The following is a 25,909-nucleotide window of genomic DNA, read 5'->3' as shown; positions in this document are numbered from 1 at the left end:
GATCTTGCTACCGAGCGGGCAGGCTTTAGGTGAGTCAGAGTGGATCTTAAAAAGTTTTTCTTTATCATTTACTGCGTTAAAAATTTGAAGGAGGGTTAGGTGTTGGGGGAGTATTGCTGGCTTGAGAAGATTCTTTATTTAATATTTTAAGTAAGCTTACTATTGAATATTCTAAAAACCTAATTAAATTTATAAAAAACTCTATTTAAATAAAGTCCTTCAGCTGGAGCTGGGATACGAGTTAAGGCAAGGTCTCCATTAAGCGAAGCATTGATGAGCTCACTACCATTTTTTATGCTTAAAGCTTTAAGTAGATTTGCAACCATAAGTCGCACTTGAGCGCGTAAAAAACCATTTGCTTTAAAAACGATGATAGTTTGGTTTTTGTGTTCATAACAAAATGCCTTAAAAATTTCTCGCACTGGGCTTTTTGTATCACTTCCTGTTTTCATATAGGAGCTAAAATTATGCTCGCCAACAAAATTAGATAAAATTTCATTTGCTTTTTTGATATCAAATTTTGGCAAAAAGACTTTATAGTTTGAGCTAAAAACATCAAATTCTCCATGATCTATAATGTATCTATAAGACCTTGCTACGGCATCAAATCTTGCTTGAAAATTTTCATCAGCTAAATTTATACGTTTTATATGAATATTTGGGTGGGCATGGCGGTTGATTAGCTCTTTTAAGTGCTCTAAATTTCTAAAATGATCGCCACAAATTACGCTTGAGCTTTGATTAATCGCATGAACTTTTTTATCTGTACGTGAGCTAGAGACTATTTTTTCAAATATTCCAACGTGAGCCAGAGCGCGTGAAAGCTCATCTTCTACGCCATTTTCATGCGGCTGAGTTTGCGAGCCTTGGAATTTGGAGCCATCGTAGCTATAAATTAGTTGGATTTTCATTAGTATCTTCGCATGATCTTGGTTTTAAAAAGCAAAATTCCTGCTAACAAAAAGACGAAAAATATGAGTGGAATGGCAATGGCCGGCTTTGATGAAAATAGCATTATGAGCGTAAAATACCCAAATAAAACGCCAAATGTCCCAACATAAACCATGCCCTTTTCATATCTATAAGTAACGATGCCAAAGCTTATAGCAAAAAGTGTACTGGCAAGCGGAAATAGTGCAACAAGTACATACGTACTAAGATCTTTTCTTCTTTTTTCACTACTATTTGCCTCCGCCCAGTACTCTTTTATACTACCTATATCGCTTATCTCTTCACTTTGGACAGTCCTTATCTTCATGGATTTGAAGTTACTTTGATGATAAATTTCATCTTTTATGTCATACAATTTTCCATCTACTAAAGAGAGTTCGATGCTTTGATTTGTATTAGTGATCTTTGCGTTTTTAGCAGTGATTAAGCGTTGGGAGTCTTTAATGTAAGGATTAAACATCACAATATCTTTATAGGTAGTGCCATTGTTATCTTGCATTTCACTACCCACATAGACCATCCAGTCGGAGAATTTTTGTCCAAACTGAGTTGGCTTTAAATTTAGCTTTGCGACAGTCTTTTTATAATCAATAAAATTTGCATTTAGCTGTGCGGCTATTGGTATCATTATGGTAGCGATGACAAGTAGAGCGGTGCTTAAAAATGCTGAAAATATTAAGAAAAATTTAGCAATCTTATTTGGCGATCCACCAAGCGTAAAGATAACGATACTTTCATTCTCTTTCGATAGCCTAAAAAGCGTCATCGCAAGTGAGACGAAAAACGCGATAGGCACGACAAAAAGTAGTACGCGTGGAAGCATAAATGAGTAGAGTTTAAAAAGCTCGCCAAAACTGATTTCAATGTAAGAAGTGATGCGCGCGATCTGGATGAAAAATACGATCGACATGATCAAAAAAAGCGTACTAAATAGCGATGCAAAAGTCCCTAGGAAGTTAAACAAAAGATATCTATTCACTCTACTCATAAATAAACCTTAAAATTTCTAAAATTTGCTCTTTAAAAGCGTATGTAATAAGTAATCCAAGACTTAAAAACGGCACAAAAGCCAGCTCATAGCCCTTTTTTTGAACGATTGCATAGACTGGAAGTGTAAAAAGTGCTGCAAGATAGATGGCCACTAGAGCCAGTTTGACTGGCAAGATAGCTCCGATGATCGCTACTATAAAGATATCTGCACTACCCATCGCTTCTTTTTTTATGGCAAAACTTACGACAAATCTAAGCACCCAAAAGATAAGTGCAAAAAGGAATAAATTTAAAATTTGGGCAAAATTTTCTTTAAATATAAAAAGCATCAGAGCGTAGATAAATGCGAAAAATAGTGCCGCAAAAAGAAGAGGATCTGGCACAGCTTTATATCTTATGTCTATGACGCTAAGAGCTAGCAACATAACAAAGCAAAGCCCTAAAAATAGTGCGTAAAGCGGCGCTTCTACACTTAAAATTTCGCCGCACTCTTTAAAAAAGCAGATCAGAAAAAGCATCCCGGAGGCTAGCTCGATCACTGGATAGACAAGGCTTATCTTTTGCTTGCAAAAGGCGCATTTGCCGCCTAAAAATATCCACGAAAAAATTGGAACATTGTGATAAAAATTTAGCTTATGGTCGCAGTTTGGGCAATGAGAAGCTGGAAAATTTATGCTCTCATTTCGTGGCAAGCGATATATCAGCACATTTGAAAATGAGCCCACGCAAATACCCAAAACAAAAGCAAAAACGGCAAAAAAGATGACCAAAATATCCATTATCTCACTAAACTCCGCCAAATCTTCGCTCTATATTTTTAAATTTGCTAACGATATTTGCAAGCTCATTCTTGCCAAAGTCAGGCCAAAGTGTGGGCGTAAAAAATAGCTCTGCGTAGCTTGCTTGCCAAAGCATAAAATTTGAAAGCCTGCTCTCGCCACCAGTTCTAATGAGAAGATCCACCGGCTCACTCTCATCAAGTGCTGCATTTAGGCTTGCTTCACTTATCTCACAGCCTTCTAAATTTAGCTTTCTCACAGCTCTAATGATCTCATCTTTTGAGCCGTAGTTTATAGCTAAATTTAATAATAAATTTTTATTCTCTCTTGTAGCATTTTTGGTGATCTCTATCTCGTTTTTTAGCTCATCACTAAATGGAGAAATATCGCCGAGTGTATTAAATTTGATCCCATTTTTTATAAAATCAGCACGCTTTAAAATGAGAAATTTCTTAAGCAAATTCATCAAAAATTCGATCTCCTTTTGCGGTCTTTTCCAGTTTTCAGTACTAAATGCATAAAGGCTTAAAATTTTCGCTCCATTATCGATACAAAATTCGCACATATCGCTTACTACATTTGCTCCGGCTTCGTGCCCATTTGTCCGCAAAAATCCACGTTTTTTAGCCCAGCGTCCATTTCCATCCATGATAATAGCAAGGTGGTTTAATTCATTCAATCTTTAGCCTTTTATATCAATAATTTGTTCTTTTTTGCTCCAAAGAGCACTCACATTTTGCACTGTTATGTTGGCGCTAAATTCACTTTTTAACAAGCTAGCTACATTATTAAATGGAGTCGCGATCTCGCATAAAACTTCATCTTTAAATTTAAAAATAAGTGGAGCAAAATTTGAAAATATTAAAAAAATTTTCATATCATCCTCCTCTTTTTTTAGCTGAAAAACGCCGTTTGTACCATTATAAATAAATGGTATATACACGACATTTTCTTGCAGAGCAAAGAGTATTTTTGCTAGCACTTTCATCTCGTCTTTTGTCTTAGCTTCACTTAAACTTTTAAATAAATGGTCATAAAACCACGATAAATTCTCATTTTCTATCAAATTTTCGATAAGATTTAGCCCATCAGCCAAGACATCTTCGTCTAAAATTCTTGGCTTTTCGTATAAATTTTTTATGACGATATTCTCGCCTTGGCTTTGCACCTCGCCCCAGTATCTTGAGCCTACGTTTAGCTCTTTTGCGCTTTTTGTGTTTAAATTTCTATTTGCGAAATTTAAAATGTATCTGTTAAAACCGATCTTTTGGCTTACCAAGATACTAAGTGGGAGTGACGAATTTATTGCTACTAGCGGAGAATTTGCATTTTTTGCTATTTTTTGAATGCGAGAAATTTTCTCTATCATAAATTTGCCGCTAGCTCCACGATATGTCTTGCGATCTCGTCTTTTGCGGCAAGCGGCAGCAAAGTTTCACTATTTTTCGTGATGAAATTTACCTCATTTTGCTCGCTTGCAAAGCCATTTTTCTCACCCAAGATATTTAGACAAACTGCGTCAAGCCCTTTTTGCTCTAGCATTGCTCTAGCATTTTTGTGTGCGCTCTCACTTGAGATTTCAAGCTTAAAGCCGATCTTTTTGCATTTAAACTCTTTTAAGCTTTGCAAAATATCGACATTTCTCTTTAGACTTAAGCTTAAAATTTCGCCAACGTCCTCTTTTTTTATCTTGCCATCAATTTTTGTCGGCATAAAATCGCTTACTGCAGCACACATTACAAGTAAATTTGCCCCCTCGCACTCACTCTTGCAAAGTTCTAAAAGCTCGCTACTTGAGCTAAATTTAAGGCTAAAAAACGGCTCGCTACTAGCCTCAAAGCTAGCAAGCAGTTTTACCTCTGCACCTGCGTAGTAAAAGGCTCTAGCCAAGGATCTTGCCATCTTTCCGCTTGAGAAATTTGTAATGGCTCTAACATCATCTATCTTTTCGGTTGTCGCACCACCAGTTATCACTACTTTTTTGCCTGCGAAAAGTGGCTTGCTAAGCCTTTTAATGGCAGCTTCTACTATCACCTCAGGGCTTGCTAAAGCACCCTTACCAACGTCGCCACAAGCTAGAGTTTTAAGCACTGGCTCAACTACTAAAGCGCCGTTTTTCTTTAAAATTTCAAGCGAATTTTGCGTCGCAAAATGCTCGATCATATTGTTATTTGCAGCTGGGGCAACGACTAAAGGTACGTGCGAGGCGGCGATTAGCGTTTGTATGAAGACATTATCACAGATCCCAGCTGTTAGCTTATTTATCGTATTTACCGAGGCAGGTGCGATGATGATTAGATCCATTTTAGAGTAGGATATGTGATTTACGCCGTCTTGCCAGTTTTGCGTTTGTGAGCTTAAAATTTTATGCTCGCTTAGCGCTTCAAAGCCACTTACACTACAAAATTCAAGCGCTCCGTCACTTAAAGCCACATAAACATCAGCGCCTTGCTTTTTAAGCAGTGATAAAATTTCGAATGCCTTATAAAAGGCGATACTGCCGCAAACGGCAAGTAAAATTTTCTTATTTTTTAACATCGTCTTTGCCAAAGAATTTCTCAAAAAAGCCGCTTTTGTTCTCTTGGCGACCTCTGCTGATAGCTAGGGCGCCGCTCTCAACGTCTTTTGTGATGGTGCTGCCAGCTGCGATGATGACGTTATCGGCGATATTTACAGGGGCAACTAGCTGCGTATCTGAGCCAACAAAGACGTTTTTGCCGATTTTGGTTTTGTATTTTGCCTTGCCGTCGTAGTTGCATGTGATCGTGCCGCAGCCTATATTTGTGCCACTTTCTATCTCACAGTCGCCAAGATAGCTCAAATGCCCAGCTTTTACGCCGCTCAAAACGCCTTTTTTTACCTCGACGAAATTTCCTATGTGTGTGTCAGAAATTTTAGAATTTGGCCTAATGTGAGCTAGTGGGCCGATGTCTGAGTTTTTGATGCTGCTGCTTTCAATCACTGATGAGCTCTTGATAATGCTCTCTGTGATGACGCACTCACCAAGGATACTTACGTTTTCTTCGAGCACGCACTCGCCTTCAAATTTGGCCCTGCTGTCTATGAAAATGCTCTCAGGCATGCGCATCAAAACGCCAGCTTTCATCAAATTTTGCTTGATCTCATCTTGCATGATCTTTTCAGCGATGCTAAGCTGAAATTTATCATTTATGCCCATGAAATTTTGCTCATTTACATTTACTGCAACGCACTTTAAGCCCTTTTCATTTGCTATTTTTATGGCGTCAGTTAGGTAGTACTCTTTTTGTGCGTTTTGGTTGCTTATGAGCGGTAAAATTTGCTCTAGTGCTTCGCGTTTAAAGCAGTAGCAGCCAGCATTTACGCTTTTTATCGCAAGCTGCGCTTCGCTAGCATCTTTTTGTTCGATGATGGCCTCAACTTTGCCGTTTTTTATGATGACTCTGCCGTAGCCAAAAGGATTTGCTGCTTCAAATGAGCTCATAACTACGTCCGCTTCGGCATTTGCTAGACGCATTAGATCGGTTGATTTTACAAGAGGCATATCGCCACAAGTTACAAGCACCTTTTCGCCGCTTAAATTTACGCTCTTTATCGCGCCAGCAGTGCCTGGGAAATTTGCTAGATCTTGCTCAAAAATTTTAGTTTGAGGGAAAATTTCTTTTATCTTTTTGCTAATTAACTCTTTTTCGTAGTGAAGCACGACGCTAACGTCATTTGTGATCGCATAAGCTTGCTTTAATATGTGAATAATCATCGGCTCACCACAAAGTTCAAATAGAACTTTTGGACGTTTTGATTTCATTCTTGTGCCAAGACCAGCCGCTAAAATTATGATTGAAGTGTTGTTCATTTTTAAGCCTTTTAACGTTAAAAATTTCGCAGATTGTAGCAAAAAATGCCAAACATTTTTTTTAATTTAACGATTGTTTCAACAAAAAGCTAATAAAATAGCAATTCTTAAGAATTTATAAATAAAGTGAGCTTAAATGGATTTAGGAACCGTCGTCGGCTGGGTTTTGACCCTGGTGCTTTTGTTTGGATCAATGGCGATAGGCGTTGGTATAGGACCATACATCGATATTCCTTCTGTGATGATCGTTTTTGGTGGTACTATCGGCGTTATGATGGTTGGCTTCAAGATGGAGACGCTTAAAGGAATTGGTAAATTTTATGGCATTGCTGTTAAGCCATCAGTCGTAGTGAATTTACCTGAGACTATAAAAAAAATAGTCGATTATTCAACTAAAGCTAGACGCGATGGGATATTAGCACTTGAGAGCGAAGTAAATAACGAAACAAATCAGTTTTTAAAAAAAGGTCTTTCAATGGCTGTCGATGGCAATGAGCCAGATGCGATAAGAGCGCTTTTAGAGATCGATATCGATCAAACTAGCACAAGACATTCAAATAATATTAAAATTTTTGAGCAAGTCGGCGGTTTTGCGGGTGCTATGGGTATGATAGGTACGCTCATTGGTCTTGTTGCGATGCTTCTTAACATGTCAGATCCTAGTGCGATTGGCCCATCAATGGCGGTTGCCTTGCTTACGACGCTTTATGGCGCGATGATAGGTAACATCATAGGTGCACCTGTGGCAAACATCCTCTCTATTCGCGATGCTGATGAAGCACTTGAAAAACAAGTTGTACTTGAGGGTATTATGTCGATACAAGCAGGCGATAATCCAAGAACGCTTGAAGCTAAACTATTAGCATTTTTACCACCAAAAGATAGAAAAAGTCAGTTTGAATAATGGGTAAGTTAATAAAACCAGAAGAGTGTCCAAAATGTATGCCTGAGTGGCTAGCTGCTTTTGGTGACCTCATGTCACTTTTGCTTTGTTTTTTCGTTTTATTACTTTCTATGGCGACAATGGATGCTAAAAAGATGGAGGCCGCTGTTGGCTCACTAGCTGGTGCTTTGAGTGTGCTTGAAGGTGGCGCTAGACCTGAAAATCAGATAGAAAAAGAGACAGATCCAGAAAATACTCGTGCAAAAAAGATAAGCAAACAAAAGGGCTCACAAAGTGAGCTAAATATGAATGTTAAAAAGATAAATGAATTACTAGCTGCTAGCGGGGCACCTGAGATCACTATGGAAGAGAGCGAAGATGGCTTTATCGTAAGGCTTCCAGCGGCTATGCTTTTTGATAAGGATAGTGCTGAAATTTCTGGTGAAGATGCGAAGCTATTTTTAAAACGAATAGGCATGATTGTGGCAAAAATGCCTAATGATGTAAAAGCCGATATTATCGGCCATACAGATAATATAGAGCCAAGCAAAGACTCAGCTTATAAAAATAACTGGCAGCTCTCAACTGCAAGGGCTTTAAGCGTAGTTGAAGAGCTAATCAACGATGGCGTGCCACAAAATAGAATAATAGCTTCTGGCAAAGCTTCGTTTGATCCGATCGCTACTAACAGCACAGAAGATGGCAGAGCTAAGAACAATAGAGTAGAAATTCACTTCATATCGCTTGAGCCAAAAAATAAAGAGGCTACTAAGAAAAGTATCCTTGATATGAGGAATTAGTCGTGAAAGCACTGCTTGGTTTAGCGGTTTTACTTTGCACGGTTTTTGGAGCTGATCCTGCGCTACCAACTATAAATTTAAGTCTAAATTCTCCAACAAATGCCGAGCAACTTGTAAATTCTCTAAACGTTTTACTAATTCTCACTGCTCTTGCACTTGCTCCTTCGCTCATTTTTATGATGACAAGTTTTTTAAGGCTTGTTATTGTCTTTTCATTTTTACGCCAGGCTATGGGAACGCAACAGGTTCCACCTTCAACGGTGCTCATATCACTTGCCATGGTGCTTACATTTTTTATAATGGAGCCAGTTGGTAAACAAAGCTACGACGAGGGCATAAAGCCTTATATAGCTGAACAGATAGGCTATGAAGAGATGCTTGATAAAAGCTTAAAGCCATTTAAAGAATTTATGGTCAAAAATACAAGAGAGAAAGATTTGGCGTTATTTTTTAGGATAAGAAATTTACAAAATCCGGCAAATATCGAGGATATTCCATTAAGTATCGCTATGTCGGCATTTATGATAAGCGAGCTAAAGACATCTTTTGAGATAGCATTTTTGCTCTATCTGCCATTTTTGGTCATCGATATGGTAGTAAGCTCCGTTTTGATGGCGATGGGTATGATGATGCTACCGCCTGTTATGATCTCGTTGCCATTTAAACTACTTATTTTTGTGCTAGTAGATGGCTGGAATTTGCTAATAGGAAATTTAGTAAAAAGCTTTCACTGATGAAAAATTTTCTATTTCTTTTTTTGCCATTTCTTCTGTTTGGCTCAAACTTGAGTGTAATCGCAAATAAAGCTACGCAAAATGAAATTTCAAAAATCAAAGAGCTTGAAGTAAGAAGAGCAAATTTAAGCGATGAGGCTACTGCTAGCGCCTATTTACCAAGCCTTAGCCTAGAGGGCTCATACGGCAAAAATGCAAGCACTTTTCCAAGTATTGTCGCTAAAGAGTCAGCTGGCGTGCTGGCTAGGATAGATTTTTTACTTTATGATGGCGGTGCTAGAGAAGCCAGGCTAAAAATGAGTGAGCTTTTTAAAAATAAAGCCATGATAGCCAGTGATGAAGTTAAAAATTATCTTGCTTTTAAAGCTGTAAATTTATATTTTAATGCTCTAGCGCTTGAAAATATAATAGCCGCCAAAAATGCTCAGGCAAATTTTTTAAAAGGCGTTTTAGACAAGCTTGAAAAGGCAAACAAAGCAGGTCTTGCCGCAAAAGATGAGCTTGAAAACGTTAGAGCAAAGTATCATCTGGCAAATAGCGTGGAGCTTGAATACAAAAACAAAATGGAGCAAATTTTAAACGAGATAAATTTGCTAACTGGTAAGAAAATTTTGCCAGTAGGCGGAGCAAAGATGGCTGATATTAACTCAAATTTAGCTTCAAAGAATGCCGAGCTTGATAGACTAAGCCAAGATATATTTTTAGGTGAGGCCAAGCTTAGCGAGACAAAGGCTGGTTTTTTGCCCCAAATTTTGCTTTATGACACATATGGATTTTATAAAAATAATTACGATATCGATCTAGGCAGGCTTAGTTCTTACCGCTCGTATGTGGATAAATACCTAAAAGAAGATACTCATGGTAATAAATTTGGTATCGCTTTTAAATGGAAAATTTTTGATTTTTTTACTACCAGTAAACTAAGTCAAGCCCAAAAGATCGCACTTGATGGGGCGAGACTAAATTTGGAGTATAAAAAGCGTGAAAATGAGACAAAACTTAAAAATTTACAAAACGAGATCGCAACGCTTAACTCAAAGATCGACTCGCTAAAAGAATATGTAAAAGCAAGTGAGCTGGCACTAAAGGCGAGCTCTGAGAAGTATAGCTCTGGACTTTTAGGCTATAGCGATCTACTTGAGGCACTCTCTCAAAAATTTGATGCAATCAGTCTTCTTGAGAGTGCTAAAGATGAGCTTGAGATCAAAAAAGCGGAGTTCTTTTTTGAAAATGGCGAGCCGATTTTAGAGAGGATTAGAGATTGAAAAAGCTGATAATTTTGATGATATTTGGCATTTTTTCATTTGCTAGTGAAGAAATTTTTGCTGACTTTGAAGTCTATGCTAGACAAAGCTCAAAACTTGCTTTTGAGAGTAGCGGTAAGGTCGAACAGATATTAGTTAATGTCTCAAGCAATGTTAAAAAAGGTGATGTGCTTGCGATGCTTGACCAAAGTAGCCTAATCATCGCCCTTAAAAAGGCAAAAAACGATCTTGCACTAGCAAAAAATGCTAAAGAATTTGCAAAAAATACCTTAAATAAATTTTCCCAAGTAAAAGATGTCACTTCAAAGCAAGAATTTGATGAGGTAAATTATAAATTTGACGAGACGGCTTTAAGAGTGCAGGCAGCTGAGATAGCCATTTTAAACGCAGAAGATCATCTTAAAAAAACTATTTTAAAAGCTCCGTTTGATGGCGTGATCGCTGGCAAAAATATAGAGCTTGGTGAGAACGTTTCTCCATTAAGTCCAGCCTTTGTCTTAAATTCAAATGAGGCTAAAATTTTAATAGCGATCGATGAAAAATATGCAAATTTAGTAAAAGTTGGCGATACATTTAAATTTAAACTTGACGCAGCAAGCGATGAAAAAGAGGTAAAAATCGCTCTCATCTATCCAGAGATTAAGCGAGATACCAGGAAATTTTACGCCCAGGCTTATGACACTGGGCTAAAACCTGGCATGTTTGGTCAAGGCAGAGTGCTAGTTAGTAATAGAAAATGATAAAAACAGCCATCAACCGCCCCATAACTACACTTATGATATTTTTGAGCCTAGTAGTCTTTGGCATCTACTCTCTTGTAGCCATGAATGTAAATTTATATCCACAAGTAAATATTCCAATAGTAAAGATCACTACCTATGCAAATGGCGATATGAACTACATTAAGACAAAGATTAGTCAAAAGATCGAAGACGAAATCTCAAGCATTGAAGGCATAAAGAAAATCTACTCAACTAGCTTTGATAATCTAAGTGTTGTTAGTATCGAATTTGAGCTAAATAAAGACCTAGAGAGTGCCACAAACGACGTCAGAGACAAGATGCAAAAGGCAAAGATAAATGCAAGCTACGAGATAGAAAAGCTAAGCGGACTCTCAGCTTCGGTCTTTAGCCTTTTTGTCACAAGGATTGATAATAACCAAACTAAACTCATGCAAGATATCGACGATGTGGCAAGACCATTTTTGGAGAGGATAAACGGGGTTTCAAAGGTTAAGGCAAACGGCTTTTTGGAACCTGGAGTTAAAATTTTACTTGATAGATTTAAGCTTGATAAAAATTCTCTTAGTGCAAACGAAGTGGCTAATTTAATAAAAATAGAAAATTTAAAAGCACCACTTGGCAAGATAGAAAATGATCAAATTCAAATGGCTATAAAGTCAGATTTTAGTGCCAAAAGCTTAGAGGATATTAGAAATTTAACCATCAAGCAAGGTGTGTTTTTAAAAGATATCGCAAGCATTGAGCTAGCTTACGAGGATGCAAATGAAGCTAGCATTATGAATGAAAAAAGTGGTGTTTTGCTTGGTCTTGAGCTAGCGCCAAATGCAAATGCACTAAAAGTAATCTCTCTTGCAAAGGCAAAGATAGATGAGTTTAAAAGCTTACTTGGTAGGGATTATGAAGTCGTAATCGCTTATGATAAGAGCGAAGTGATACAAAAACACATTAAACAAACCGCTTTTGACATGGTGCTTGGTGTTGTGCTTACTATATTTATAGTCTTTGCCTTTTTGAGAAATTTATCCATTACTATCATCTCAGTTATCGCGATACCAACTAGCATTGTGGCTACATTTTTTATCATAAATGCTCTAGGATATGACATCAACCGTCTAAGTCTTATCGCATTAACGCTTGGTATTGGTATATTTATAGATGATGCGATCGTCGTTACTGAAAATATAGCAAGTAAGCTAAAAAATGAGAAAAATGCACTAAAAGCAAGCTTTGCAGGTGTGAGCGAGATAGCTTTTAGCGTGTTTGCCATTTCGCTTGTATTGCTTTGTGTTTTTGTGCCGATAGCTTTTATGCAAGGTATCGTTGGTAGGTACTTTAACTCATTTGCTATGAGCGTGGCAGCTGGTATCGTTATCTCATTTTTTGTGAGTATTTTTCTCATTCCAGCGCTTAGTGCTAGGTTTGTAGATGCTAGACAAAGTAGATTTTATGTAAAGAGTGAGTCGTTTTTTGAAGCACTAGAAAACGCCTACGAGAAGCTTTTGACTTTGGCTTTGAAATTTAAGCTCGTATTTTTAGCCCTAACGCTTTTGGTCGTTTTTGGCTCATTTGCCCTAACAAAATTCATAGGTGGAGATTTTATGCCAAGCGAGGATAACTCGGAGTTTAACATCTACTTTAAGCTTGATCCTTCACTTAGCTTGCAAGCTAGCAAAGAGAGGCTAAAAGATAAAATTTCACTCATAAACGCTGATCCTCAGGTTGCCTACGCCTACTTCATCCTTGGCTACACAGACGCCAAGCAGCCTTATCTTGTAAAAGCTTACGTTAGGCTAAAGGAGCTAAAAGATAGGGTTAATCACGAGCGGCAAAACGCCATCATGCAAAGTTTTCGTGACAGGCTAAAGAGCGATGATATGAGCGTTATAGTAGCTGACTTGCCAGTGGTTGAGGGTGGCGATGTACAGCCAGTAAAGCTTACTATCACCTCTGAAAATGGCAAAGAGCTAGAGAAATTTGTGCCAAAGATCAGCAAGATGCTAAAAGAGATAAATGACGCAACGGATGTAAATTCGCCCGAAGAAGACCTGCTAAAGCGCGTGCAAATTTCTATCGATGAAGATAAGGCAAAGAGGCTAAAATTAGACAAAGTCAGCGTTGCAAGCGCTGTTTATAGCGCATTTAGCGAAAACGAGGTCTCTGTTTTTGAAAACGAAAATGGCAAAGAGTATGAGCTTTACATGCGCCTTGATGATAAATTTAGAAGCGATACAAATGATATCTTAAAGACCAAGATAAGAAGTAATGAGGGCTTTTTTGTCACACTTGGCGATGTGGCGACGATTAGTTTCGAGCAAAAGCCAGCTAGTATTTCGAGATTTAATAGAGCCGATGAGATCAAATTTCTAGCAAATACCAAAAATAACGCTCCGCTAAATAGCGTGGCAAATGAAATTTCAAAGAAGCTTGACGAAATTTTGCCAGCAAATTTCAAGTATAAATTTTTGGGATTTGTGGAGCTGATGAATGATACGAACGCTTCTTTTATCTTTACAGTGAGCGCTAGTGCGGTGCTTATTTACATGGTGCTAGCTGCGCTTTATGAGAGCTTTTTGCTACCATTTCTCATCATGCTTGCCATGCCACTTGCCTTTTGTGGTGTCGTGATCGGGCTTTTTATAAGCGGCAATCCATTTAGCCTATTTGTCATGGTTGGCGTCATCTTGCTCTTTGGTATGGTTGGCAAAAACGCCATTTTGGTGGTTGATTTTGCAAACCACTTTGCAAATAGCGGCATGGAGGCAAACGAAGCTGTGAAAATGGCTGCTAAAAAGCGACTAAGGGCTGTTTTGATGACCACCTTTGCGATGATATTTGCCATGCTGCCACTTGCGCTTAGCAGGGGTGCTGGCTATGAGGCCAACTCGCCTATGGCTATAAGCATCATCTTTGGGCTCATTAGCTCGACTTTGCTAAGCTTGCTTGTCGTGCCAGTGCTTTTTGCGTGGGTCTATAATCTTGATAAATTTATAAGAAAATTTTATGAAAGGGAGAGAATTTGAAGAAAATTTTAACAGTTTTGCTCTTCGCCTTGCCTCTTTGGGCTGGAAATTTACTAGAGATCATCGCTCTAGCGCAAAGTGCAAGGCTTGAGAGTTTGAAAGAATTTAATAAAAATGAATATATAAATAAAAATAAAAGCAAAAAGCTAAATTTATCCCTTGATGGCAGATATACCTTTGTACCTGATGAGATAAAGGGCGGATATATGACAAAGGCGGGATCGATCACGGCAAAGGTCGAGTATCTCATCTTTGACGGCGGTGCGAGCGAGGCTGCTGATAAAATTTTAGACCACAAGGGCGTGGAGAAAATCTACAAAGACGAAGAGCTGATGAACCTCACTGCTTTTCAGGTCGCAAAGGTCTATTTCAACGCCATTGCACTAAATTCGCTTATAAATTTGGAGACAAAATTTGTAGATAGCTTTGCCAAGGCTGCGGCTGAAAATGAGTTTTGGTTTGAGTATGGCGAGATAAATAAAGCTGAGTTTGATGCGATAAATTTCACTCTTGATAAAAAAAGAGCCGAGCTAGACGAGCTTGGACTTAAGCTAGCTGAGTTAAACTCAAGGATAAATTTGCTCTCAAACGGCGAGATCGGCTTTAACGCTGGCTCAAAGATAAGGATGCCTGATTTTAGTAAAGATGATATAAGCGCAAAACTTGGGGCGATGGAGCAAGAAAAATTTATAAAAGAGCAAGAAAACGAGAAGCAAAAGAGCAAATTTGCTCCAAAAATTTACTTAAAAGATACGCAAAGTGTGAATAATAATAGCTTTAAAAAAGGTGAGAGGACGACTTCACAGATGATAGGTGCTTACGCTGATGCGAACAAGCCTAGAGTGGAGTTTGAGTGGAAGCTACCTGATAGCTTAAGTCTTAGCAAACAAAGTCAAGTTAAACGCATTGAAGAGCAAAAGGCGGCACTTGATCTAAGCGATGAAGAAAATAGGATAATCACTCGCCTAAAAGAGCTAGAAAGCACGATCAAAGGCTTAAATGCAAAGTTAAATTTGCAAGATTTGAAGCAAGATAAGCTTGATAGTGATTTTGTTGATTTGTTAAATGGCTATCTTGATGGCGAGATAAAATATGAAGAATTTCTATTTGTGAGTGAGAAAAATTTTAGTGATAGGGCAAATTTTATCCTTGATGGCGATTTACTTGAGCTAAACAAGCTTGAGTATTTTTTTGAATGTGCAAGAAAAATAAATGAGGTGATAATTGAATAAACTGATCTTTGTAACCATTTTGTGGGCGTTTAGCTTTAGTTTGATAGGTGAGTTTTTAGCTGGCAAGGTTGATAGCTATTTGGCTGTTTTTATTCGGGTTGCACTTGCGAGCTTAGTCTTTTTGCCATTTACAAAATTTCGTGGTATCAGTCCAAAGCTAGCATTTGGCATCATGGCGATCGGAGCGGTGCAAATAGGACTTATGTATCTATTTTATTACAATTCATTTTTGTATCTAAGCGTGCCAGAAGTCGCACTTTTTACCATTTTTACGCCGTTTTATGTGACGCTCATCTACGACGCATTTAGCTTTAAATTTAGACCACTTTATCTATTTAGCGTTGGCGTTGCGGTTTTTGGAGCTTTGGTTATAAAATACGGCGCTATAAACGATGGTGTATTAAAGGGCTTTTTGCTAGTGCAAGCGGCAAATATCTGCTTTGGGGCAGGACAGAGTGCATATAAGGCACTTTTAGAAAAATTTGACGTGGATCAAAAAAATGTCTTTGGCTACTTTCACTTTGGGGCATTTTTTGTAGCTGTCGTTGCGCTTCTTACTCTTGGCAATCCAGCCAAATTTTCACTTACTTCGACGCAAATTTTAGTGCTTCTCTGGCTTGGAGTGGTCGCTAGTGGAGTTGGATATTTTATGTGGAACAAAGGTGCTTGCGAGGTTGATAGCGGTGTGCTTGCCATCATGAATAATGCTCTTATTCCAGCTGCTATCATCGTAAATTTAGTCTTTTGGCAAAAGGATACAGACTTAACTAGGCTAATTTTGGGGGCTGTTATAATGTATATATCTTTGATGATTCATAACAAGATAATGAAATTTTATGGTATGAAGATCGCTTAGGCGTAAATTTTATAGCTAGCAACGAAAAAACACAAGAGCCCAAGTAGTGGCAAAATGTAGAATATGGATCTAAATTTTATAGCTAGAAGTGAAGCGATATTATAAAAGATAAAAATAATGGCTGGCACGAAAATTTTAGTCGAGCTTAGCCTAAAATTTAAAACATTATTTAGCAATCCATCAAAAATATCGCCATACGAAGCAATATGAAGCGCAGCACTTAATGGATAAAAAACGCTAAAGATGTAGTTGATAGCAAGGACGCTAAGCTGCTGTAAGCTAATGAGTGGAAAGAAATAAAGCACGCAAATTTCCATTGCAAAGCAAACATATAAATTTAAAAGAATAAGATGAATGAAAGGCGAAAATTTATCTTTTAGGTGTTTAAAGTATAAAAATATGTAAAAAACGCCCATAAGTGAAAAGTAAAAACCTACGCTAAAAAGTAGCTGCGGAAAGAGCGATATGCTAACAAGTGCCACTATAAAAAGTGTTTTGAAGTTTAAAATTTTGACGCCTTTTAACGTGCAATAAAATCCTAAAATGCTCATTAAAAATGCTCGCAAAAAGCTTGGTATAAAGCCTATTATAAAGAAGTAAAATGACAAGACTATAAAAACGACAATGGCTAGATCAAAGTTGTAGTTTCTAAAAGGTAAAAACCTCGCATATAAAAATTTTAAAAGCGGCCTAAATACAAAAAATATAACCGCACTTATGAAACCTAAATGATAGCCACTTATGGCTATAAGATGCGCTATACCAAGGTGCGAGACGTCATCTCTTAGCTTGCCGTCAATACTTGTGCCTAAAAATAGAGCCGAGTAGAGCTGTGAAATTTTGCTATTTTCATGCTGGGCGTAGATGAGTGATTGTAGTTTTTGGTTGATATTTAGCATGGCTTTTTGTGGCAGTTTTTCGCGTGAAAAGCTAGGCATATAAAAGGAGGAAGCAAGATAGTCTTTAAAACTAACGTCTAAATTTATGACGCTTAGAAATATACTATCTCCAGCTTTAAAGTCATCTGTTTTAGCTCCAAGCGTATAAAATGAAAACTCATAAGTCTTAAGCTTTAAAATTTGCCTTTTCTTGCCGTCATCTCCAAGCTTTTCGTAGCTAGAAATCACGGTTGCTGTTAGCTCTTGTTCGCCTTTGTCCATAAAAATTTGATATTTATGATAGTTAATAGCTAAATTTACAGAAAAAATACAAAGGCAAATCAGACAAAATATAGTAAAAATTTCTCTATTTTTTAAAGCTTTAAAACGCATCAGCCTTCAAATGAAACATCAGATACTGGCATTGCAGACATATCTTCAAACCTTGAGTGTTGCTTTTGAAAGAGCACATCAACTGAGCCAGTTTCACCATTTCTATTTTTGCCAACTATGATCTCGGCCTTTTCTTGAAGTTTATTAAAGACATGATTGCTTTTATACTCTTTGCCCTCGGCACTTGCGCGTTTTTCTTTCTCTTTTTCTTCTTGTTCTAGATAAAACTCATCTCTATAAACAAAAAGAATGATGTCAGCATCTTGCTCGATTGCGCCTGACTCTCTTAGATCGCTTAGCATAGGGCGCTTGTTTGCGCGAGATTCAAGGCTTCTGTTTAGCTGAGAAAGAGCGATGATTGGCATATCTAGCTCACGTGCCAAAAGCTTTAATCCGCGAGAAATTTCAGCTATTTGGACGTGACGATCAGCGTAGTTATTTGTACTCATCATAAGACCGATGTAGTCGATCACGCAAAGTGAAATTTCAGGATGCATGGCCTTTAGTTTTCGCATTTGCGTTCTTACTTGATGGATATTTACATAGCCACTATCATGTACAAAAAGCTTGTTAGTCGCAAACTCCTCGCAAGCATCGCTAAATCTAGCCAACGCTTCATCATCCATCTTTGCAGTCATTATGTCTTGAAGCGGGATAGAGGTCTTACTTGCTAGCATTCTCATCATTATTTGCTCAGCTGGCATCTCGAGCGAGAAGAAAACAACTCCAGCATTATTTTTTAAAACCTGACTCATAAAATTTAAACAAAGTGTCGTTTTTCCCATGCCTGGACGAGCTGCGACGATGATGAGGTCTCCATTTTTAAAGCCCTTTATCATCTCATTTAGCTTCTTAAATCCAGTATCAAGTCCAACGATATCTTTTTCGCCAAGCAAGGCTTGAGCATTAATATGATCCATCATTTTCGTGATGATCTCTTTGCCTTCTTTTATAACTCCAGTGCTTCCACCTTCTATCAAAGAGTAAAATTCCTGGCTAAGATCATCGACCATATCACGGCTTGGTTTGTCTTCATTTACCTTGCTTGGTATGTTGTGAGCGATCTTTACGAGACTTCTTTTTATAGATTTTTCTCTTAGTTCATTTGCGTATTTTTGAATGTCTATTAGGGAATTTGTACCCAAAATATCTAGTATTAGCTCTTCGTCGTATTTTTCACCAAGTCTATTTTTTAAAAATGGCATAGTTATAGGATCATCGCTATTTAGGCATGCTACCATTGCATCGTATATTTGCGAATGCCCTTTTAGATAAAAATCCTTTGCCTTAACAATGTCAAAAATTTCACCTAAAATATCGTTGTTTTGCAAAATGGAGCTTAGTATAGCTCGCTCCATATCAATGTCGTAAAGGTTGGTAAATTCTATCTCGTTAACTCTTTGTTTTGCCACAAATTTTCCTTTAGTCTCTACTTTTTATCTCATCGTCGATCTCTTGTAAAAATCTGTCTACAAGCTCGCTCTCAGGCAGTCTTGCAACCACTTCGCCGTGACGCATGATCATGCCATTTCCTTTTCCAAATGCTATGGCAACATCTGCACCTTTTGCCTCGCCGATAGCATTTACCACGCAGCCCATGACCGAGACGTTTAACGGCTCTTTTATACCTTTTGTTTTTTCTTCTACGAGCTTTACTGCTGCCATTAGATCAGCTTGTAAACGCCCGCAGGTTGGGCATGAGATGATATTTAGACCCTCTTTTTGGCGGCCGCTATCTTTTAAGATCGCCTTTGCGACTTTGATCTCCTCTTCAAGCTCGCCTGTGATGCTAACTCTCATCGTATCGCCGATGCCCTCAAGCAAAAGCCCACCAAGAGCGATCGCGGACTTGATAGTGGCGTGAAAAGTGGTACCTGCCTCAGTAACGCCAAGATGAAATGAATAATTTGTCTTTGGACGAAGCGCTCTATATGCTTGCATAGTGCGCTCTACGTCGCTTGATTTGAGCGAAATTTTGATATCTGTAAAGTCAAAATCCTCAAGAAGCTTGATGTTATACATCGCACTCTCCACCATCGCCTCCACAGTGCGGCCGTAGCGATCCTCAAACTGCTTTTCAAGCGAGCCAGAATTTACGCCTATGCGGATAGGTAAATTTCGCTGTCTGCAGGCATCAACGACCGCTTTTATATTTTTGGCTGAGCCGATGTTGCCAGGATTTATGCGGATAGCATCGACAAATTCGCTAACTATAAGCGCGTAGGTGTGGTTAAAATGTATGTCCGCAACGACTGGTATTGGGGAACTTGCAACGATCTGTTTGAGAGCGCTTGCGTCTTCTTTATCAAAAACTGCGCAACGCACGATATCACAGCCTGCAAAATATAGCCTTTGTATTTGTTCTAGTGTGCCTTTTACGTCTTTTGTCTTTGAAAATGTCATCGACTGCACTGAGATCGGCGCATCACCGCCTATTAAAACATCGCGAATTTTTATCTGTTTTGTTGGGTATCGTTGCAAAATTTTACCTTTAAATTTTTATTGGGGATTATAAAGAAAAATGGCTTTTAAAAGGCTTGAAAATTTATTTTTAATAGTTTATAAAAATTAGTATTTTTATTGGATGTAGTTTTTAAAACTTCACTTACTTTCCCTAGCCAGCTTATCAAATTCCATAATGCTTTCATAAGCCTTAGGTTTCTCTATATGTCTATTTTTAAATTTGCCATGTCTTTGTTGGATAGTTTTTAGACTAGCATTTTTAACTAAAATTGACTGGATCAATATCGATATCGCTAAGTTCGCTTTTACATAGGCTTGCAGCTTTTAAAAGAGGCATATGAGAGTTTGAACGGAGTAAAATTTCATATCTAAATTTACCCACAAGATACTCAGCCTGGCACTTGCCGTATCCAACGATCTCTAGCTCATCACTTTTTAGTGGCTCTAGCCTCTGTACAAATTCGTTCATTGCGCCCTTTGCCGTGCTCTCATCTTTGTGCGAAACGACCACGCGAAGCAGCCTGGTAAATGGCGGATATAGCCCCTCGCGGTAGCCAATCTCATCTTTTAAAAATGCGTCATAATCACTGATGTAGCTCTCAAAAAATTCTCTTTGTTTGCTTTGAATGATAACTCTGCCAGCCCCGTTTCTACCGGCTCTTCCAGCTACTTGCATGGCAAGAGCGAGCGTTCTTTCTCTGGCTTTATAATCAGGAAAATTTAAAAGCTCGTCAAAGCCCATGATGACAGCAAGCTCTACGTTGTGATAATCATGCCCTTTGCTTAGCATCTGCGTGCCTAGTAGGATGTCTATCTTGCCGTCGTTAAATTCCTTCAAAGCCTTTACGAGCTTGTTTTGCGTCGTTATTTCATCCCTATCAAATTTAGCGATTCTGGCGTTCGCAAACTCAGCTTGCAGCCGCTCAAGTAGCTCGCTAGTACCAATTTTTTTGGCCTCTATCATCTCGCTACCACACTGATGGCAGGTCTTTGGCACAGCCATTTTATGCTCGCAGTATTGACACTTTAGCACATTTTGTTTTTTGTAATAGCTCATACCGATGCTACAAAAAGGACACTTCACTGTTTCGCCACAGTTTTTGCAGACTAGATATTTAAAATTTGCCCTTGTTGGCAGGCAGATGACAGCTTGTTTTTTATTCGCGAGTGTTTTTGAAATTTCATCTTTTAAAATTTCACTAATTCCAGTCTCGCTCTCATCGAAAATGTAATTTTTTTGCGAATCAAAATATGTCCCTTTTAAGCGAAAATGCTCCTGTTTGTAAAAGCTAGTAAGGCTTGGCGTGGCACTTCCAAGCACCACTTGTAGGTCAAATTTGCTAGTTAGAAAAAGGGCGAGATCTCTTGCGTTGTAGTGTGGCTTTGAGCCTGTATTTTTATAACTATCGTCGTGTTCTTCGTCTATGATGATAAGTTTTAGCCTCTCAAGTGGTAAAAATAAAGCCGATCTCGCACCTGCAACGAGCCTAACTTTTCCAATTTTTATATCTTTTAAAATTTGCTCTTTTTTCTTTGACGTGATCTTTGAGTGCCAAACAGCTACTGCCTCGCCAAAGAAGCTCTCAAGGCGTTTTTGCATTTGTGGTGTGAGTGAAATTTCAGGCATTAAAAATAGCGCTTGGCTGCCTGCGTTTAAAATTTCTCTGATCTTTGCTATGTAAATCTCGCTTTTTCCGCTTCCAGTGTCGCCAAAGATGAGTGAAATTTTACGTTTATTTATAAATTCCAAAGCCTCTTGCTGTTTTTCGCTTAGTTTGGGTGCTACATTAAAATTTTGATTTTCATAAATTTGATCTGCTGCAATGGTGTCATTTGGTTCAAATAAATTTAGGCTGACGCCAAGCTCGCATGTGTAATATTTTGAGATAAATATTGCCAATTCGCTTTGCATTGAAGTTAGATTAATCGGTAGAATTTCTAAAATTTTACTTGTTTTAAACTCTGGTTTGCCAGTTTCTTTTACAATAAAAGCAGTAAGAATTTTGCCTCTTAAAGAAGCCTTTACGCCTTGAAATTTTTCTAGTTCTTGATCGCTTTCATAAGTGAGTGGGGCTAAATTTAGCCCATAAAATGCGAGTATGTAATAATGCATTACTGAAGTGATTTGCAAATTTCATTTTCATCGCTGCAACCAAAATCACCAGTATTTTTGTCGTATTTGAAATTTGCTACTTTGCCATCTAGTCTAAATGTGTATTTGTCATCACTTATTCTGTGCCAGCCATTTTTGCTACCGCTATCTTTTATCGGTATATTTATAACATTTTTAAAGAGTTTGCTTGGATCGCCATCGTCTAGTTTTTGTGGAAATTCTGGCTTTGCTTGCAAGATATTGTCATTGTATTTTAGTGAAATTCCACTTCTTATAGCGGCAAGTTGAGTTTTTGCATTTGAGATAGTAGCATCGCTTCTAGAAAAAAATAGTCTAGGTATAGCGACTGTGCTTAAAATACCTAGTATAACTACTATAAATATTAGCTCAAGCAAGGTGTAAGCTCGTCTTTTCATCTCTCTTCTCGCTTTAATATATCATCAACGTTGCCAGTTAAATTTTTTACTGCCTTTATCACGGCGTAGTTTTCATAACATTTTTCTATAAAGGCGTTTAAGAGCTCTTTTGGCTCGATAAATTGGCGTCCGCCCATTAAATTTTGCCAGTCATTTTCAAAGAATTTAGCAAAATCATCATCAAGCGTGATCGTGTAGTCGCGAGATGATATAGTGAGCGTAATTTTTTTCATATTTTAGCCAAGCTTATCTGCCAAGGACAGCTTCGATTTTTCTCATTACATCATCAGCTTCGGTATTTTTCTTGTCAAGATCCTCTTCTAAACGCATGATTTGATTGCTTTTCGCCTCATTTTGTGCTTTTAAAGTTACGATCTCGTTGCGTAACTCTTCGTTCGTTTTGCAAAGTTCGTCATATTTTGTGATTAGGTCATTTACTTTATCGCTTAGTGTGGTTAAGATCGCATTATCTTCAAACATAAAAGTTCCTTTAAAATAATAATTAGGCTCGTATTCTAACACGCAGAGGCTAAATTCTTATTAAAATTCTCATTTGACAAAGCACTATCTTTGCTATAAAATTCGCCCAAATTTAAAGGCAATCAATGAGTAAATTTGAAATTTCATCTAAATTTAGCCCAAGCAGCGACCAGGCAAGAGCGATAAAAGAGATAGTAAAAAGCATAAATTCAGGCAATAAATACCAAACGCTTCTAGGTGTGACAGGATCTGGCAAGACCTTTACTATGGCAAACGTCATACGTGAGCTAAACATGCCAACGCTTATCATGACGCATAACAAATCCTTGGCTGCTCAGCTTTACAGCGAATTTAAGGGCTTTTTTCCAAAAAACCATGTCGAGTACTTCATAAGCTACTACGACTACTACCAGCCAGAGGCCTACATCCCAAGAAGCGACCTATATATAGAAAAGGATAGCTCGGTAAATGAGGAGCTCGAGCGTCTGCGCCTCTCTGCGACGGCTAGTTTGCTAAGCTTTGATGATGTGATCTGCGTGGCATCAGTCTCTGCAAACTACGGACTTGGTAATCCAAGCGAGTATAAAGGGATGGTGGCATATCTTAGCGTGGGTGAGAAGATAAGCCAAAGAAAGCTTTTAGAGCAGCTTGTGGATATGGGCTATAAGCGCAATGACAACTACTTTGACAGGGGGGATTTTCGTGTAAATGGCGATGTGGTGGATATTTACCCAGCTTATTATAACGACGAAGCCCTAAGGGTTGAGTTTTTTGGCGATGAGATTGATGTGATGTATCATTTTGACGTGCTTGATAACAAGAGGCTAAAAGATATCTCTAAATTTACGCTTTATGCGACCAGCCAGTTTATCGTGGGCGCTGATAGGCTAAAGATCGCGATGAAAGAGATCGAAGAGGAGCTTGATATTCGTTTAAAAGAGTTTAACGAGCAAGGCAAGTTAGTCGAGGCGCAGAGGCTAAAGCAAAGGGTGGAGTTTGACCTTGAGATGATGGCAAGTACAGGTATGTGCAAGGGCATCGAAAACTACGCGCGACACTTAACTGGTCAAAAGCCCGGAGAGACGCCGTACTCGATGTTTGACTACTTTGAGATAAGTGGCAAAGACTATCTGGTTATCGTCGATGAGAGCCACGTGAGTTTGCCTCAGTTTAGGGGTATGTACGCTGGCGATAGAAGCCGCAAAGAGGTGCTTGTGGAGTATGGATTTCGTTTACCATCAGCTCTTGATAACAGGCCGCTTAAATTTGATGAGTTCATAAGTAAAAAGGCGAAATTTCTCTTTGTCTCAGCCACGCCAAACGAATACGAGCTTGGCATCAGCCAGGGGCATGTTTATGAGCAAATTTTGCGTCCTACCGGGCTACTTGACCCGATCATCGAGATAAAAGATAGTGACAATCAAGTCGAGGCGCTATTTGACGAGGCAAAGGCGGTCATCGCTAGAGGTGAGCGCGTGCTGGTTACGGTGCTAACTAAAAAGATGGCTGAGGAGCTAAGCCGCTACTACATCGAGCTTGGCGTAAAGGTCAAATATATGCACTCAGACATCGACGCGATCGAGCGAAATGAGATCATTAGAGGGCTTAGAAGTGGCGAATTTGACATGCTAATAGGCATAAATTTGCTCCGCGAGGGACTTGACCTGCCTGAAGTGAGCCTGATAGCGATCATGGACGCCGATAAAGAGGGCTTTTTGCGCTCGACCACGAGCCTTATACAGACGATGGGGCGCGCAGCTAGAAATGTAAATGGCAAGGTGCTAATGTTTGCCAAAAAGATAACAAAATCTATGAAAGAGGCGATCGATACGACGACTGCTAGGCGTAAATTTCAGGATGAGTACAACAAAGCTCATGGCATAACGCCGCACTCTGCAAGTAGAAATATCGAAGAGAGCTTGCACGTCGAAGATGACGGTGAAATTTATAAGCGTGGTAAAAATTTAGAGAAGATGCCAGCTAGCGAGCGAGCTGCGATAGTTAAAGAGCTAAGAAAGCAGATGCTTGAAGCGGCGGCGCAGCTGGAGTTTGAGAAGGCGGCGGCATTGCGCGACGAAATAGCGAAGATGAGAAAATTATAAGTGTTGTCTTTTGTGTATCTTTAAATGAGTTTGCTAAAATTTTGCTCGACAGACTATGTGTCTAGTCTGCGTAAATTTTAAACCGCGCAACATTTAAATCTATTACAAAATATTACCGCTTTTGAGCCCATTCGTATCGCGAAATTTCACCTCGTCTCCTCATAGCGAAGCTAAAGACAAAATCATATTGTCTTTAGCTGTTTAAACTATAAATTTATCGCCAAATGCCGTTTTACGATCTATCCTATTCTCTTGTATCTTTTTTCACGCTATACCAAGCAATTAATAAAAAGAAAAACTCTGCCATATTAAAAAGATCTATGTTTTTGGTTAAAAGGCCTATAAAGTCTGGTTTACCTGGAAATAGTAGTGCTAAAAGTATGACCGAACTTACCACAAACAATATAAAATTTATCCAAAATAGCCTACTTTTAGTTGCGCTCACTAATCTTGTTGTAAATAAAAATAAAAATACTGTAGCTAACAAATGAGCAAATACTCCAATGTATAAGATTGTATTGGCACTAGAAACTAAAGATTTAATTGAGGCATTGTGCGTACCAAAGATATTTAAAAAATTATAATCGTAAGCATATATATACATGTAGTCAGTTGTTGCTTTTGCTATTGTAAATATCACAAAAAGGATAGAGAAAAATAAGAAATTTGTATGTAGTCTTATCTCATTTAACGTATGTGCTATCTGCTTAACGGCAGAGTAAATAACCGCTAATACTACTGCATAGGCAAGAGGCTTTATAAATATTATTGGTCGAAGTGACATTCTTTCTTGATGTGCTAACAAATATTCAAAAAATATATAGAAAAAAAATGTTGCGATAAGGACAAATAAACAAGCTGTCGCGGCTAATTGGCTTGAAGATTTGATAGTAGCCACATTTAAAATCCCACCTTCGCTAGTTGCTTGGATTTCGTCACTACTTACTTGTGTCTTTAGTCGCCACCATGCGATTAAAGC

24 protein-coding genes are annotated in these 25,909 nt (G+C 38.3%); 9 read left to right on the top strand and 15 right to left on the bottom strand.

Features of this window, described 5'->3' with window-relative positions; genetic code table 11:
- Positions 1-179: 179 nt before the first annotated feature.
- From truA to glmU, 7 genes are read right to left on the bottom strand one after another with little or no spacing between them, the layout of a single operon-like run.
- Positions 180-911 (bottom strand): tRNA pseudouridine(38-40) synthase TruA, encoded by a 732-nt coding sequence (gene truA / locus CYP54_RS00155; protein WP_103603724.1) that lies wholly within the window; start codon positions 909-911, stop codon positions 180-182.
- On the bottom strand, positions 911-1,939 hold the full coding sequence (locus CYP54_RS00150) for an LptF/LptG family permease (RefSeq protein ID WP_103603723.1): 1,029 nt from the start codon (positions 1,937-1,939) through the stop codon (positions 911-913). Before CYP54_RS00150 ends, truA begins: the two co-directional genes overlap by 1 nt.
- A complete protein-coding gene (locus tag CYP54_RS00145; protein WP_103603725.1) occupies positions 1,932-2,720 on the bottom strand; it encodes a prepilin peptidase in 789 nt (262 codons plus the stop codon). Before CYP54_RS00145 ends, CYP54_RS00150 begins: the two co-directional genes overlap by 8 nt.
- Positions 2,721-2,727: 7 nt before the next feature.
- The gene (uppS, locus tag CYP54_RS00140) at positions 2,728-3,399 is read right to left on the bottom strand and encodes a polyprenyl diphosphate synthase (protein WP_103603722.1); all 672 of its coding nucleotides are present in this window, start codon (positions 3,397-3,399) and stop codon (positions 2,728-2,730) included.
- 3 nt (positions 3,400-3,402) lie between these two features.
- Entirely contained in the window at positions 3,403-4,089 is a 687-nt protein-coding gene (locus CYP54_RS00135) for a hypothetical protein (protein WP_103603721.1), read from the bottom strand.
- Entirely contained in the window at positions 4,086-5,258 is a 1,173-nt protein-coding gene (gene coaBC / locus CYP54_RS00130; protein ID WP_103603720.1) for a bifunctional phosphopantothenoylcysteine decarboxylase/phosphopantothenate--cysteine ligase CoaBC, read from the bottom strand. Before coaBC ends, CYP54_RS00135 begins: the two co-directional genes overlap by 4 nt.
- Complete coding sequence (gene glmU / locus CYP54_RS00125; RefSeq protein WP_103603719.1) at positions 5,245-6,552, bottom strand: bifunctional UDP-N-acetylglucosamine diphosphorylase/glucosamine-1-phosphate N-acetyltransferase GlmU; 1,308 nt, start codon at positions 6,550-6,552, stop codon at positions 5,245-5,247. The genes coaBC and glmU overlap by 14 nt, the downstream gene beginning before the upstream one ends.
- Before the next feature lie 136 nt (positions 6,553-6,688).
- On the opposite strand from glmU, the gene CYP54_RS00120 reads away from it, so the two are divergent.
- The 8 genes from CYP54_RS00120 to CYP54_RS00085 are packed head-to-tail and all read left to right on the top strand — an operon-like array spanning position 6,689 to position 16,085.
- The gene (locus CYP54_RS00120; protein ID WP_103603718.1) at positions 6,689-7,456 is read left to right on the top strand and encodes a motility protein A; all 768 of its coding nucleotides are present in this window, start codon (positions 6,689-6,691) and stop codon (positions 7,454-7,456) included.
- Entirely contained in the window at positions 7,456-8,235 is a 780-nt protein-coding gene (locus CYP54_RS00115; RefSeq protein WP_103603717.1) for an OmpA/MotB family protein, read from the top strand. The genes CYP54_RS00120 and CYP54_RS00115 overlap by 1 nt, the downstream gene beginning before the upstream one ends.
- A gap of 11 nt (positions 8,236-8,246) precedes the next feature.
- Complete coding sequence (gene fliP / locus CYP54_RS00110; protein ID WP_430732698.1) at positions 8,247-8,969, top strand: flagellar type III secretion system pore protein FliP; 723 nt, start codon at positions 8,247-8,249, stop codon at positions 8,967-8,969.
- Positions 8,969-10,234: a TolC family protein gene (locus CYP54_RS00105; protein WP_103603715.1), complete on the top strand. Its 1,266-nt coding sequence runs from the start codon at positions 8,969-8,971 to the stop codon at positions 10,232-10,234. Before fliP ends, CYP54_RS00105 begins: the two co-directional genes overlap by 1 nt.
- The gene (locus CYP54_RS00100) at positions 10,231-10,974 is read left to right on the top strand and encodes an efflux RND transporter periplasmic adaptor subunit (RefSeq protein ID WP_103603714.1); all 744 of its coding nucleotides are present in this window, start codon (positions 10,231-10,233) and stop codon (positions 10,972-10,974) included. The genes CYP54_RS00105 and CYP54_RS00100 overlap by 4 nt, the downstream gene beginning before the upstream one ends.
- Positions 10,971-13,997, top strand: a complete 3,027-nt coding sequence (locus tag CYP54_RS00095) for an efflux RND transporter permease subunit (RefSeq protein WP_103603713.1) — start codon at positions 10,971-10,973, stop codon at positions 13,995-13,997. The genes CYP54_RS00100 and CYP54_RS00095 overlap by 4 nt, the downstream gene beginning before the upstream one ends.
- Entirely contained in the window at positions 13,994-15,229 is a 1,236-nt protein-coding gene (locus CYP54_RS00090) for a TolC family protein (protein WP_103603712.1), read from the top strand. Before CYP54_RS00095 ends, CYP54_RS00090 begins: the two co-directional genes overlap by 4 nt.
- Positions 15,222-16,085: an EamA family transporter gene (locus CYP54_RS00085; protein WP_103603711.1), complete on the top strand. Its 864-nt coding sequence runs from the start codon at positions 15,222-15,224 to the stop codon at positions 16,083-16,085. Before CYP54_RS00090 ends, CYP54_RS00085 begins: the two co-directional genes overlap by 8 nt.
- Here the strand turns inward: CYP54_RS00085 and CYP54_RS00080 are convergent.
- The 7 genes from CYP54_RS00080 to CYP54_RS00050 form a co-directional block, all read right to left on the bottom strand.
- Positions 16,082-17,356, bottom strand: a complete 1,275-nt coding sequence (locus CYP54_RS00080; protein WP_103603710.1) for a ComEC/Rec2 family competence protein — start codon at positions 17,354-17,356, stop codon at positions 16,082-16,084. The two genes, CYP54_RS00085 and CYP54_RS00080, sit on opposite strands and share 4 nt — an antisense overlap.
- Positions 17,356-18,768, bottom strand: a complete 1,413-nt coding sequence (locus CYP54_RS00075; protein ID WP_103603709.1) for a replicative DNA helicase — start codon at positions 18,766-18,768, stop codon at positions 17,356-17,358. Before CYP54_RS00075 ends, CYP54_RS00080 begins: the two co-directional genes overlap by 1 nt.
- Before the next feature lie 10 nt (positions 18,769-18,778).
- Complete coding sequence (gene ispG / locus CYP54_RS00070) at positions 18,779-19,837, bottom strand: flavodoxin-dependent (E)-4-hydroxy-3-methylbut-2-enyl-diphosphate synthase (RefSeq protein WP_103603708.1); 1,059 nt, start codon at positions 19,835-19,837, stop codon at positions 18,779-18,781.
- Positions 19,838-20,078: 241 nt separating this feature from the next.
- A complete protein-coding gene (locus CYP54_RS00065; RefSeq protein WP_103603707.1) occupies positions 20,079-21,932 on the bottom strand; it encodes a primosomal protein N' in 1,854 nt (617 codons plus the stop codon).
- On the bottom strand, positions 21,932-22,348 hold the full coding sequence (locus CYP54_RS00060) for a type II secretion system protein (RefSeq protein ID WP_084042158.1): 417 nt from the start codon (positions 22,346-22,348) through the stop codon (positions 21,932-21,934). Before CYP54_RS00060 ends, CYP54_RS00065 begins: the two co-directional genes overlap by 1 nt.
- Entirely contained in the window at positions 22,345-22,581 is a 237-nt protein-coding gene (locus CYP54_RS00055) for a hypothetical protein (protein ID WP_103603706.1), read from the bottom strand. Before CYP54_RS00055 ends, CYP54_RS00060 begins: the two co-directional genes overlap by 4 nt.
- Before the next feature lie 13 nt (positions 22,582-22,594).
- Complete coding sequence (locus tag CYP54_RS00050; RefSeq protein ID WP_021091279.1) at positions 22,595-22,828, bottom strand: coiled-coil domain-containing protein; 234 nt, start codon at positions 22,826-22,828, stop codon at positions 22,595-22,597.
- Between the two features lie 125 nt (positions 22,829-22,953).
- Here CYP54_RS00050 and uvrB point away from each other — a divergent pair, with 125 nt between their 5' ends.
- On the top strand, positions 22,954-24,930 hold the full coding sequence (gene uvrB / locus CYP54_RS00045; protein WP_103603705.1) for an excinuclease ABC subunit UvrB: 1,977 nt from the start codon (positions 22,954-22,956) through the stop codon (positions 24,928-24,930).
- A gap of 244 nt (positions 24,931-25,174) precedes the next feature.
- Here uvrB and CYP54_RS09760 read toward each other — a convergent pair.
- Positions 25,175-25,909: hypothetical protein (locus CYP54_RS09760; protein WP_181001479.1), on the bottom strand; the 735-nt coding region annotated here is incomplete at its 5' end.

It is taken from the genome of Campylobacter concisus, assembly GCF_002914005.1.
GTDB classification, from domain to species: domain Bacteria; phylum Campylobacterota; class Campylobacteria; order Campylobacterales; family Campylobacteraceae; genus Campylobacter_A; species Campylobacter_A concisus_N.
Note: the sequence above shows the minus strand (reverse complement) of the source record. Positions and strands in the feature narration are given on the sequence as shown.

Bases quoted from the DNA above. Each gene is read 5' to 3' on its own strand.
- truA (WP_103603724.1), bottom strand. From the start codon at position 911: ATGAAAATCCAACTAATTTATAGCTACGATGGCTCCAAATTCCAAGGC.
- CYP54_RS00150 (WP_103603723.1), bottom strand. From the start codon at position 1,939: ATGAGTAGAGTGAATAGATATCTTTTGTTTAACTTCCTAGGGACTTTT.
- CYP54_RS00145 (WP_103603725.1), bottom strand. From the start codon at position 2,720: ATGGATATTTTGGTCATCTTTTTTGCCGTTTTTGCTTTTGTTTTGGGT.
- CYP54_RS00135 (WP_103603721.1), bottom strand. From the start codon at position 4,089: ATGATAGAGAAAATTTCTCGCATTCAAAAAATAGCAAAAAATGCAAAT.
- coaBC (WP_103603720.1), bottom strand. From the start codon at position 5,258: ATGTTAAAAAATAAGAAAATTTTACTTGCCGTTTGCGGCAGTATCGCC.
- glmU (WP_103603719.1), bottom strand. From the start codon at position 6,552: ATGAACAACACTTCAATCATAATTTTAGCGGCTGGTCTTGGCACAAGA.
- CYP54_RS00120 (WP_103603718.1), top strand. From the start codon at position 6,689: ATGGATTTAGGAACCGTCGTCGGCTGGGTTTTGACCCTGGTGCTTTTG.
- CYP54_RS00115 (WP_103603717.1), top strand. From the start codon at position 7,456: ATGGGTAAGTTAATAAAACCAGAAGAGTGTCCAAAATGTATGCCTGAG.
- CYP54_RS00105 (WP_103603715.1), top strand. From the start codon at position 8,969: ATGAAAAATTTTCTATTTCTTTTTTTGCCATTTCTTCTGTTTGGCTCA.
- CYP54_RS00095 (WP_103603713.1), top strand. From the start codon at position 10,971: ATGATAAAAACAGCCATCAACCGCCCCATAACTACACTTATGATATTT.
- CYP54_RS00080 (WP_103603710.1), bottom strand. From the start codon at position 17,356: ATGCGTTTTAAAGCTTTAAAAAATAGAGAAATTTTTACTATATTTTGT.
- CYP54_RS00065 (WP_103603707.1), bottom strand. From the start codon at position 21,932: ATGCATTATTACATACTCGCATTTTATGGGCTAAATTTAGCCCCACTC.
- CYP54_RS00060 (WP_084042158.1), bottom strand. From the start codon at position 22,348: ATGAAAAGACGAGCTTACACCTTGCTTGAGCTAATATTTATAGTAGTT.
- CYP54_RS00055 (WP_103603706.1), bottom strand. From the start codon at position 22,581: ATGAAAAAAATTACGCTCACTATATCATCTCGCGACTACACGATCACG.
- CYP54_RS00050 (WP_021091279.1), bottom strand. From the start codon at position 22,828: ATGTTTGAAGATAATGCGATCTTAACCACACTAAGCGATAAAGTAAAT.
- uvrB (WP_103603705.1), top strand. From the start codon at position 22,954: ATGAGTAAATTTGAAATTTCATCTAAATTTAGCCCAAGCAGCGACCAG.